This window comes from Methyloceanibacter sp., assembly GCF_058506495.1.
In genome coordinates, this window is the sequence record NZ_JBZMXT010000076.1 from 1 (window position 1) to 10,442 (window position 10,442).

The following is a 10,442-nucleotide window of genomic DNA, read 5'->3' on the forward strand; positions in this document are numbered from 1 at the left end:
CGGTGACGCTCGATCAGATCAAGGCCGCGCCGAAGCTCGCCGACATGGTCTTGGTCAACAACTCACGCCTCTCGGTGCAGCCTGTCACAGCGGCCGAATGGAACGCCGTCTGCGCGCTGGCCGGACTCAAGAACCCGCCTACGACGTGATGCTGTTGCCAGCCGTTTTTTGCTAAGGTCCAGCGAGATTAAAAGCGCTCAGCCCGAGGTGCACCCAGCATGGCATTTGCAGGCATGAATTATCTGTCAATTGTGGTCGCCGCGCTGGCAGGTTTCGGTGTCGGTGCCATTTGGTACATGGTTCTTGGCACGGCCTGGCTCGATGCACTCGGCAAGACCGAAGACGACATCAAGGGCAGCGGCGCTGCGCAGGCCATGCCTTTCATCATCGCGCTTGTCGCCGATCTTGTGATGGCAATCATGCTCGCCGGCCTGATGGGGCATCTCGGCGACGTCTCTGTTCGTGGGGGGCTCATCAGTGGGTTCTTCATTTGGGTCGGGTTCGTCATCACCACCATGGGCGTCAACCACGCCTTTAGCGGCGCCAGCCCCAAACTAACGGCGATCGACGGCGGTCACTGGCTCGCCGTGCTACTCGTGATGGGCGCCATAATTGGCGCCTTTGGCGTCTAGACCAAAGAACTAACTAGAGGCACTTCTCGACCGCACTTTGTCGCGGCATAATGCCTCACGAAATATATCGATAATACAAAAGTTCTGTATGGAGGAAGCGTACCGATGTCCGCGCATGATTGGCAACAGAATGAGACCATCCCCGTGCAAGAGGCGTGGAAGGAACACGCCCACATCAAGAACAAACAGTACTTGGAGCTCTACCAGAAGAGCATTGAGGATCCGGACGCATTCTGGGCAGAGGCCGCCCAGCGTATCGACTGGATCAAGCCCTTCACCAAAGTGAAGAACACGTCGTTTGAATACCCGGAGGTGTCGATCAAATGGTTTGAGGACGGAACGCTCAACGTTTCGGCCAACTGCATCGATCGGCATTTGGAAAAGCGTGGGGACCAAACCGCCATTATCTGGGAGGCGGACGGACCTGACACGCCGGCGCAGCACATCACCTACCGAGAGCTACACGACAAGGTTTGCCGGCTCGCCAATGTGCTGAAGGAGCAGGGCGTGAAGCGCGGGGACCGCGTGACGATCTACCTGCCCATGATCCCTGAGGCTGCCTACGCGATGCTGGCTTGTACGCGTATTGGCGCCGTCCATTCGATCGTCTTCGGCGGTTTTTCTCCGGATTCGCTCGCAGGACGTGTTGAAGGTTGCCAGTCCGCTGTTGTCATCACGGCCGATGAGGGGCTGCGTGGCGGCCGAAAAGTGCCACTGAAGGCTAACGCCGACGAGGCCGCCGCAAAGAGCGAGCATGTGAAAAAGATCCTTGTTGTTCGCCGCACCGGCGGTGATGTTCCGTGGACCGAAGGGCGCGATGTGTGGCTCAACGACGCGATGGATGCGGCTAGCCCGGATTGCCCGCCCGAAGAAATGAATGCGGAGGACCCGCTCTTCATTCTCTACACATCGGGTTCGACGGGCAGCCCAAAGGGTGTCGTTCATACAACGGGCGGCTATCTCGTCTACACCTCGATGACACACGAGTACATTTTCGACTATCACGATGGCGAGATCTATTGGTGTACCGCAGATGTGGGATGGGTCACGGGTCACAGTTACATTGTGTACGGACCATTGGCCAATGGCGCGACGACGCTGATGTTTGAAGGCATACCCAATTATCCTGACGCGTCCCGCATGTGGCAGGTTGTCGACAAGCACAAGGTAAACATTTTTTACACCGCACCAACTTTGATCCGTGCACTGATGGGTGCAGGTGACGATTACGTAAAATCCTCCAGCCGCGCATCTCTGCGCGTTCTTGGCTCGGTGGGCGAGCCGATCAATCCTGAGGCTTGGGAATGGTACTTCCATGTTGTAGGCGAAGGCCGGTGCTCGATCGCCGACACGTGGTGGCAAACAGAGACTGGCGGAATTCTTATCGCGCCATTACCAGGGGCAACGGCGCTCAAGCCCGGGTCCGCAACACGGCCGTTCTTCGGTGTACAACCCGCCTTGGTCGATGCGGAAGGAAAGCGTATCGAGGGAGCCGGCGAGGGCAATCTCGTTATTCTCGATGCGTGGCCGGGCATAATGCGAACGGTGTTTGGAGACCATCAGCGTTTCGTCGACACTTATTTCTCGGCTTACAAGGGCATGTACTTCACGGGTGACGGCGCCCGACGCGATGACGATGACTATTACTGGATCACCGGACGGGTCGACGACGTGATCAATGTCTCCGGGCATCGCATGGGCACCGCGGAGGTGGAATCGGCACTTGTCGCGCATCCCAAAGTGGCCGAAGCGGCCGCGGTGGGCTTCCCTCACGATCTCAAGGGACAGGGCATCTACTGCTATGTGACGCTAATGGTCGGCGAAAGCGAAGAAGACGGCCTGAAGAAGGAGCTGCGTGACTGGGTTCGCCAAGAGATTGGTCCGATTGCTGCTCCGGACCATATCCAATTCGCACCTGGACTGCCTAAGACCCGCTCCGGCAAGATCATGCGGCGCATTCTTCGGAAGATCGCCGAAGACGAGTTTGGCAATCTGGGCGACACTTCAACACTCGCCGATCCGTCCGTTGTTTCTCATCTCATCGAGAATCGGCAGAATCGCCGGGCAGACTAGTAGGCTCTGCGCGTCTTTCACGCAAAAGCACGGCCGGGCTCCCATGCCCGGCCGAACCGCGCTAAGAACCTCTTTAGGGCCTCCGAAGATGTGAGGCCGTTTCGCGAGGGTAGCGAATGGTGTGGATCATGCGTGGGCTGGTGGCGATTGCTCTAGCCCTAGGGCTCGTGATCGTGATCGTCGTACTAATCGGCAATATCGGTTCCGGAGACGACGGCACGCAAGTCACGGCACTGACAGTCGGCGAGCGGACGGTCACGGTGACCGGTCACTACGCGACCTTGAGCCAAGAGTCTCTTGCAGACGGGGTCAAGGTGATCGTGGAGGGGCACGAAATCATGGTCACGGCCGATCAGCTCTCCGTCGACGGACGGGCGCAGGTCCTGGAGCCGGAGGACAACGTTACTGTCACCATAACCAAGGACAGCGAATTGCGCGTGACGCTCGAGCCTTCCAACTAGAACCTGCGCATACGAAAATGGGGCCGCAGGGCGACCCCATTCCAAATTGATGTTCGGCTTACTTCAGCCGCAGCCCTATCTAGACATGACCTTCGTGAACTGGGACAGCATGGTATTCCAGGCCTCTCGCGTGTCGCGATCGAAGGATTTTTCCAGGGACCGCTCGAGCGTCCAGATCAGTGCACGGGACATCGTGCGATAGTGGCGCGTGCGAATTCCCATCTGCCGGTGCCGGCTTCCAAGCAGTTTCAGCGTCGGAGCAAGCCCGTCCTCGTGGCCAAGCGAGATCATCGCTAGCTTCGCGCCAGCCGAGAACTTCCGCGCCTGCATTTCAACGGGCCCATCGAATTTCTTGCGAAGGCCGGGGTCTAGTCGGAAGAGCTTCAGGAAGAAGAGCTGTGCGACGAGATCCAGCGCCGGCTCGAGGCGGAAGAAACTGTTTAGAATCAGTTTTTTCTGCGCAGTAGTGAGGTCCAATTGTTTCGCCGAGGTGCGTCTTGCTCGGCGAGCGGACTTTTTGGGCGAACCTTCGGAAACGTGCAGTGCGGCAGGCATGACGGGCAACTCCTTCGAATGTGTTGCCGACAGAATGCCCAAAACCAGATTGATGAAGCGTTAAGGTAAGCACACTCTTAAGCGCGGGGCTGTCCCCAGGTGCCGATTGCGAATTCCAGCGGCTGCTCAAGCCCTTGCGCCGGGCGAGTCCACTCCCAACATATGAGAAGCGGCGGTTTTCCGCGGTTTTTGGACAGGTTACGGAGGCCACATCGTCCATGAGTTACTTGCGCACGGCGATTCTGCTGGCAGCGCTCACTGCCCTGTTTATGGGTTTCGGGTTTCTGCTGGGCGGTCAAACCGGCATGCTCATCGCGCTCGTTATGGCGGGCGGGATGAATCTGTTCGCCTACTGGAATTCGGACAAGGCTGTGTTGCGCATGTATGGCGCGCACTTGGTAGAGCCAAACAGCAGCCGCGACGCGCGCGACCTATACGAAATGGTCGCCAAGCTCGCGCGCAATGCGAACCTGCCCATGCCCAAGGTGTACGTGATGGACAACCCGCAGCCAAACGCGTTTGCGACGGGACGGAACCCCGAGAACGCCGCGGTTGCGGTGACGACCGGCCTTATGCGCACGGTGAATCGAGAAGAACTTGCCGGTGTGATCGCGCACGAACTTGCGCATATCCGCCATCACGATACTCTGCTGATGACTATTACCGCGACGATCGCAGGCGCTATTTCCATGCTCGCGAACTTTGCATTGTTCTTCGGTGGCAATCGCGACAACAACCACATGGGCTTTATCGGCACGATTGCCCTGATGATCCTCGGGCCCTTGGCCGCCGGCCTTGTCCAGATGGCGATCAGCCGAACGCGCGAATACGAGGCCGATAAGGGCGGCGCCGAGATCTGCGGCCATCCTCTGTGGCTCGCTTCCGCCCTGAAAAAAATCGCGAGTGGCGCAGAACGCATCCCCAACGACGAGGCAGAGCAGAACCCAGCCTCCGCGCACTTGTTTATCGTCAACCCGCTCCACGGCATGCGTCTCGACAACCTGTTCGCAACCCATCCGCCGATGGACGAGCGCGTGGCGCGGCTGGTCGCGATGTCGCAAGGCGCGAATACGGGCAGCATGGCGACCGGAAGCCGCGGGTCAGGAACTCATGACGCTGGCGCTCGGAGTCTGGGCGGCAGCGGCGGCCCCTGGGCCGGAAGCGTGCCAGAAAGCCCGCGGCGCAAAGCCCGCGGGCCATGGGGTTGATCGAGGCACCGTCAAAGGCACCCAGATCGCTTCCCGCTCGCACGCTGCACGATAAAAGCCGAGCGGCCCACTAGTTCTTGAGGCTGGGGCAACAAAAACACGTTGCTCTGCCCAGCGGACCCAATGTCAGCGCCCGGCTATTGTTCTCCCCCGTGCGCGTATCAGAAACCGTAGCACCTTGGAGACAGCACGATGAGTAAGACCAGCCCACGCAATAAGACACTCTCGCGGACGCGGGACCATCAAGTCGGCCTGCCCGCCCGCCGCACCGCCGCAGCCATCCTCGATGCGGTGCTTCAAAAGAAGCAGCCTCTGGACGACGTACTCGGCCGCGTCCGCGACGGTGCGATGTACGATCTTCCAACGCGAGACCGGGCCTTGGCGCGCGCAATCGTTGGGACCTCCCTGCGGCGCAAAGGCCAAATTGATAAGGTGCTTGAGACCTTCCTGGATCGGGGCCTTCCGGCGCGGGCCGGGACACTCTACCCGATTCTGTTGTCCGGCGCAGCGCAGATGCTCTTTATGGAGGTCCCGCCTCACGCGGCGATCGACCTCGCTGTGAGGCTTGCGCAATGGGACCCGCGCGCCAGACGCTACGACAAGCTTGTCAATGCCGTGCTCCGCCGCGTGTCTGAGAAAGGCGAAGGTATCGCCAGCGCGCTCGATGCCGCTCGCATCAACACACCCGACTGGCTGTGGCAGCGTTGGGAACGGACGTGGGGCGAGGACCGAACAAGCGCCATAGCCGAATCCCAATTGCTCGAGCCGCCTTTGGACCTCACCGTGAAGGGCGATCCAGATGTGTGGGCCAAGAAGCTAGGCGGCCGGATGCTAGAAACGGGGAGCGTACGACTCATTCCGAGAGGACGAATCGAGGAGCTTACGGGGTTCGCGGAGGGCGCTTGGTGGGTGCAGAACGCGGCGGCGTCGATCCCGGCGCAGCTTCTGCACGATCTTGCAGGCAAGCGCGTCGCGGACTTGTGCGCTGCGCCCGGTGGCAAGACCGCTCAGCTCGCACTGCGCGGCGCAGCCGTGACCGCAGTCGATATCTCCAAGACCCGCATGGAGCGACTCGAAGAGAACCTCGCGCGGCTCGACTTGAGTGCCGAGGTAATTGTTGCTGACGCTACCCAATGGGGCGGCGATGAATCGTTCGACGCGATTTTGCTGGATGCGCCATGTTCATCAACAGGGACAATTCGCCGACATCCCGACATTCCCTACCTTAAGTCAAACGCAGACATCACCGACTTGTCTGCCCTTCAGAGTCGGCTTCTCGACAATGCCGTGCGCCTTTTGAAGCCGGGTGGCACCCTGGTGTACTCCACCTGTTCCCTCGAACCGGAGGAGGGCGAGGCGCAGATCGCAGCGCTTCTAACGCGGAACAGCGAGCTCCGCATCGATCCTTTGCGAACCGACGAACCGTTCGGAGATGCCGAGTGGGCGCAGGCTTCTGGCGTGCTACGGACTTTCCCAAACCAGCTGCGGCTCGATAGCCCTGAATGGAGTGGTATGGACGGGTTCTTCGCGGCAAGGGTCGTGACTTCTGAATAGGGAAGAAAACGTTGAGCCACTTGCCCTTGGAGTCCTGCTGCACGACAATGCACCCCGCTTGGTCATCAAGCTGCGGGGGAGAGCGTGGCGCCAGCAATGCGTGCCGCAGCTCCAATGGAGAACAACTGTAATGGCAGGCGATCCGGCCTTCGAGCGCGAAGCCAACGCGCAAGAGGTGAAGCTTGGCGGGCCTAGCGCGCTGAGACGGCTGATGCTGTCCGGGCTGGCCGCGGTGAGCTATCCGGGCTCGCAAGCCGAGCAGTTGCTACTAGCCCCTCAGGAGCTGCGAACTGCGGATCCAAGCTTTGCGACAGAAATCTACAACGGGCATTTTGGGTTGGCGGGCAAGCTCGCTGATCTTGGAGCAAAGTCGCCATTCGAGATCGAGCCGCCCTCATTGAATTGGGCACGAGAACTTTACGGGTTCAGCTGGCTGCGGCACCTGCGGGCTGCCGATTCCGAATTGTCTCGCGAACAAGCAAAGACACTTGTGCACGATTTCATCCGTATGCGGCGACAGCTGCCTCCGTTGGCGTGGCAGCCCGAGATCGTGGCGCGGCGCGTGATTTCCTGGCTCTCAAACTCGGTTCTCGTGCTGGCTGTGGACGAACCTGCAGCCTACGAATCGTTTCTAAAGGAACTTACGGGAGAGTTGCGCTACCTGTCGGCCGGGTATCGTGACGCGCCAGACGGCGTGCCGAGACTGCTTGCGCTCATGGCGCTGCTGTACGGTGGGCTGTGCATTGCGGATCAGAATGCGGTTGTAGACCGCTACACCAAACCGTTCTGCCGCGAGCTCGACCGGCAGATTCTTCCCGATGGCGGGCATATCTCGCGAAATCCAGAGGCACTTATCGAACTGCTGTTGGACCTACTTCCGTTGCGCCAGTGCTTTGTCGCCCGCGACCGCACACCGCCGAAGGAGCTGACGGACGCTGTAGATCGCATCATGCCCATGCTGCGATTCTTCCGCTTGGGCGATGGATCGATGGCACGCTTCAACGGCGCCGGTCCCACCCCAACCGATGCGTTAGCGACGGTGCGCGCCTATGACGATATCGAGGGGGCGCCGGTCCGCTCCGCAGCCAACTCTGGCTATGTGCGGGTTGAGGCCGGCTCGACACTTATTCTCTGTGATCTTGGCCCGCCGCCCGCGACCTCGCTGACCCGGGAGGCTCACGCTGGCTTCCTCTCTTTCGAGATGAGCTCTGGCGATGCGCCAATAATTATCAATTGCGGCGCGCCCACCCCCGAGTTCGAGGAGTGGCGGCTCTACTCACGAACCACGCCCGCCCATTCAACACTAAGCCTTGAGGACGACTCACTGGCAGAATTCGATACGAAGGGCGAAGAGGCCGAACCTGAGGCCGACGCAACCTTAAGCGGTCCTCTCAACCCTCAAGGGGCTTTCTCCGACCAGGGCGAAGGTGGAAACCTGCGCGTGAAGGGATCACACGATGGTTATGTGGAGCGCTATGGCGTGAGCCATGCCCGGCAGATCCTGATCTCGCCCGACGGCAACCTTATCTCCAGCGAAGACAAGCTCTCGACACGCGGGTTGAGAAGTCCGGAAGGCCTGATAGCGGGCGCCTACGCCGTTCGCTTTCATCTCCACCCTTCTGTGAAGGCCCAGGCGATGGGGGACGGCATGTCGGCTGTTTTGGTCCTGCGCAATGGTGAGACCTGGCGATTAACCGCGAATGCGGAGGAGTTGAGCATCGCGGAGAGCGTGCTTCTCGCCGACCCCCGCGGACCGCAGGTGACGTCGCAGATTGTTCTTAGTGGAATGATGGGGGAGGCGCGCGAAGTCCGTATCGTATGGAACCTCGAAAAGACCGGCGACGAGGCCGCGCCTCACGGACTTATCGATCCCAACGATACGCCGGATATCCGTTCGAGCGACAGCTAGGCCATGCCAACACGCAAGATCAGGCGAGCGCTGCTTTCGGTCAGCGACAAGACGGGGCTTGTGGACTTCGCTAAGGCTCTCGGCAAACACAACATTGAACTTGTATCAACAGGCGGGACCGCTAAAGCCCTTCGAGAGGCCGGGCTCGAAGTCATCGATGTCGCCGAGGTCACCGGCAGTCCCGAAATGATGGATGGACGCGTTAAAACGCTGCATCCAAAAATCCATGGCGGCTTGCTGGCCATGCGAGACAACCCAGAACACACCGCAGCGATGGACACGTTCGAGATACCACCCATCGATTTGTTGGTCGTCAATCTCTACCCGTTTGAAGCGACCGTAGCAGCCGGTGCGGATTTCGAGACCGCGATCGAGAATATCGACATTGGCGGCCCAGCAATGATCCGCGCGGGCGCAAAGAATCATGGCGGTGTCGCCGTTGTGGTCGATCCGGACGACTACGCCCAGGTGCTCGAAGAGATCGCGACCCACCAAGGCTGTTCGACGGGCCGTACACGGCGGCACCTCGCGGCGAAAGCGTTCGCCCACACGGCGGCCTATGATGCAGCAATTGCAACTTGGTTCGCCGAGCAGCTCGGTGTATCGGCGCCGCACAAGCGCGTGTTTGCAGGCACGCGAGAGGCGGTCCTGCGGTACGGGGAGAATCCCCACCAGTCGGCCGCATTCTATAAGACTGCCGAACAACGCCCAGGTATTGCCACTGCCCAACAACTGCAGGGGAAGGAACTCTCCTTCAACAATCTCAACGATACGGATGCCGCTTTCGAGCTCGTGGCCGAATTCGATCCCAAGACATCTGCTGCAGTCGCGATCATCAAGCATGCAAATCCCTGCGGCGTGGCCGTCGCAGCGACTCTCGCTGAGGCTTACAAGAAGGCGTTTGCCTGCGACAGCGTCAGCGCCTTCGGGGGCGTCGTTGCTCTAAACACCACGCTCGATGCCGAAGCAGCCACGGAAATCGTCAAGATCTTTACCGAGGTCATCATCGCACCCAACGCAACCGATGAGGCTAAGGCGATCGTCGCCACAAAAAAGAATTTGCGCCTCCTTCTAGCGGGCGGACTGCCCGATCCCGGCGCTGAAGGCATGAATGTTCGTTCGCTCGCCGGCGGCCTTCTCGTCCAGTCCCGCGATAAACGCCTCGTTGATCAGGCCGGCCTTAAAGTCGTGTCCGAGCGCAAGCCCTCCGAAAAGGAGTTCGCGGATCTGTTCTTCGCTTTCACTGTCGCCAAGCATGTGAAGTCCAACACGATCGTTTACGCGAAAGACGGCGCGACGGTTGGAATCGGTGCAGGTCAGATGAGCCGGGTCGACGCGGCGCGCATCGCCGCCCGCAAAGCAAAGGACGCCTCGGACGCGCTGGGACTGGCCGAACCGATGACGATCGGGTCCGTGGCTGCCTCAGACGCCTTTTTCCCCTTTGCGGATGGTCTCGAAGTTGTAGCGGAGGCGGGCGCGACCGCCGTCATCCAGCCCGGCGGATCCATGCGCGACGATGAGGTCATCGCCGCCGCCGATGAGGCGGGCCTTGCGATGATTTTCACCGGCATGCGGCACTTCCGGCATTAGTCCTCGGCTAAAGAAAAAGCTCGCCGATCGGGAGGCCTTTTGGCGTTTCCTATATGCGCAGATCGCGGAACCACACACCTAGATCCCGTCTGGATAAACCGGCTGAGGCTGGTTCGGTGACGGCGGTTCTCCCTTATGGGGAGCTTTCGGCGCGTCTTCCGAGACAGTCGGCGGCACCACGATGGTCGCAGCCTCTTCATCCACGATGACCGTGTTGCCCTCCGGTGTCGTCATCACCGCCTCGGCTTCCTCAACCACGACAGCCGGCGCATCGCCTGCGCTCGCGCTATCGGGATAAACCGGTTGAGGCTGGTTCGGTGACGGCGGCTCACCCTTGTGGGGTGCCTTCGGGGCATCCTCAGAGACAGTCGGCGGCACGGAAATCACGCCCTCTGTTACCTCTGTTTCCTCAACAGCGGCGGGCGCATCGCCAGTATCGGCGCTATCCGGATAAACCGGC

General features: G+C 60.2%; 9 protein-coding genes and 1 pseudogene. 8 read left to right on the forward strand and 2 right to left on the reverse strand.

The genetic code is table 11. From position 1 onward, the window contains the following. From AC33YF_RS11230 to AC33YF_RS11245, 4 genes are all read left to right on the forward strand, one after another. On the forward strand, nt 1-149 hold a 149-nt coding region (locus AC33YF_RS11230; protein WP_491777300.1), incomplete at its 5' end, for an EVE domain-containing protein. A gap of 69 nt (nt 150-218) precedes the next feature. Beyond that, nucleotides 219-632: a DUF1761 domain-containing protein gene (locus tag AC33YF_RS11235; protein ID WP_491777292.1), complete on the forward strand. Its 414-nt coding sequence runs from the start codon at nt 219-221 to the stop codon at nt 630-632. Between the two features lie 105 nt (nt 633-737). Continuing rightward, a complete protein-coding gene (gene acs / locus AC33YF_RS11240) occupies nt 738-2,705 on the forward strand; it encodes an acetate--CoA ligase (RefSeq protein ID WP_491777293.1) in 1,968 nt (655 codons plus the stop codon). Between the two features lie 128 nt (nt 2,706-2,833). Then, entirely contained in the window at nt 2,834-3,166 is a 333-nt protein-coding gene (locus AC33YF_RS11245; RefSeq protein ID WP_491777294.1) for a hypothetical protein, read from the forward strand. A 75-nt stretch (nt 3,167-3,241) separates the two neighbouring features. On the opposite strand, the gene AC33YF_RS11250 is transcribed toward AC33YF_RS11245, so the two are convergent. Then, nucleotides 3,242-3,721 (reverse strand): globin domain-containing protein, encoded by a 480-nt coding sequence (locus AC33YF_RS11250; protein ID WP_491777295.1) that lies wholly within the window; start codon nt 3,719-3,721, stop codon nt 3,242-3,244. A gap of 218 nt (nt 3,722-3,939) precedes the next feature. Here AC33YF_RS11250 and htpX point away from each other — a divergent pair, with 218 nt between their 5' ends. The 4 genes from htpX to purH all read left to right on the forward strand — a co-directional run bounded on the left by htpX (nt 3,940) and on the right by purH (nt 9,982). After that, the gene (gene htpX, locus AC33YF_RS11255) at nt 3,940-4,929 is read left to right on the forward strand and encodes a zinc metalloprotease HtpX (RefSeq protein ID WP_491777296.1); all 990 of its coding nucleotides are present in this window, start codon (nt 3,940-3,942) and stop codon (nt 4,927-4,929) included. 192 nt (nt 4,930-5,121) lie between these two features. Further along, nucleotides 5,122-6,483, forward strand: coding sequence for an RsmB/NOP family class I SAM-dependent RNA methyltransferase (locus AC33YF_RS11260; protein WP_491777297.1), 1,362 nt, complete (start codon nt 5,122-5,124; stop codon nt 6,481-6,483). A gap of 130 nt (nt 6,484-6,613) precedes the next feature. After that, nucleotides 6,614-8,392 (forward strand): heparinase II/III family protein, encoded by a 1,779-nt coding sequence (locus AC33YF_RS11265; protein WP_491777298.1) that lies wholly within the window; start codon nt 6,614-6,616, stop codon nt 8,390-8,392. A 3-nt stretch (nt 8,393-8,395) separates the two neighbouring features. Beyond that, nucleotides 8,396-9,982, forward strand: coding sequence for a bifunctional phosphoribosylaminoimidazolecarboxamide formyltransferase/IMP cyclohydrolase (purH, locus tag AC33YF_RS11270; protein ID WP_491777299.1), 1,587 nt, complete (start codon nt 8,396-8,398; stop codon nt 9,980-9,982). Between the two features lie 78 nt (nt 9,983-10,060). Here the strand turns inward: purH and AC33YF_RS11275 are convergent. Beyond that, nucleotides 10,061-10,442, reverse strand: a pseudogene (locus tag AC33YF_RS11275) (hypothetical protein); the annotation flags it as partial.

Excerpts from the sequence above, each read along its gene's own strand:
- AC33YF_RS11235 (WP_491777292.1), top strand. The coding sequence starts at position 219 with ATGGCATTTGCAGGCATGAATTATCTGTCAATTGTGGTCGCCGCGCTG.
- acs (WP_491777293.1), top strand. The coding sequence starts at position 738 with ATGTCCGCGCATGATTGGCAACAGAATGAGACCATCCCCGTGCAAGAG.
- AC33YF_RS11245 (WP_491777294.1), top strand. The coding sequence starts at position 2,834 with ATGCGTGGGCTGGTGGCGATTGCTCTAGCCCTAGGGCTCGTGATCGTG.
- AC33YF_RS11250 (WP_491777295.1), bottom strand. The coding sequence starts at position 3,721 with ATGCCTGCCGCACTGCACGTTTCCGAAGGTTCGCCCAAAAAGTCCGCT.
- htpX (WP_491777296.1), top strand. The coding sequence starts at position 3,940 with ATGAGTTACTTGCGCACGGCGATTCTGCTGGCAGCGCTCACTGCCCTG.
- AC33YF_RS11260 (WP_491777297.1), top strand. The coding sequence starts at position 5,122 with ATGAGTAAGACCAGCCCACGCAATAAGACACTCTCGCGGACGCGGGAC.
- AC33YF_RS11265 (WP_491777298.1), top strand. The coding sequence starts at position 6,614 with ATGGCAGGCGATCCGGCCTTCGAGCGCGAAGCCAACGCGCAAGAGGTG.
- purH (WP_491777299.1), top strand. The coding sequence starts at position 8,396 with ATGCCAACACGCAAGATCAGGCGAGCGCTGCTTTCGGTCAGCGACAAG.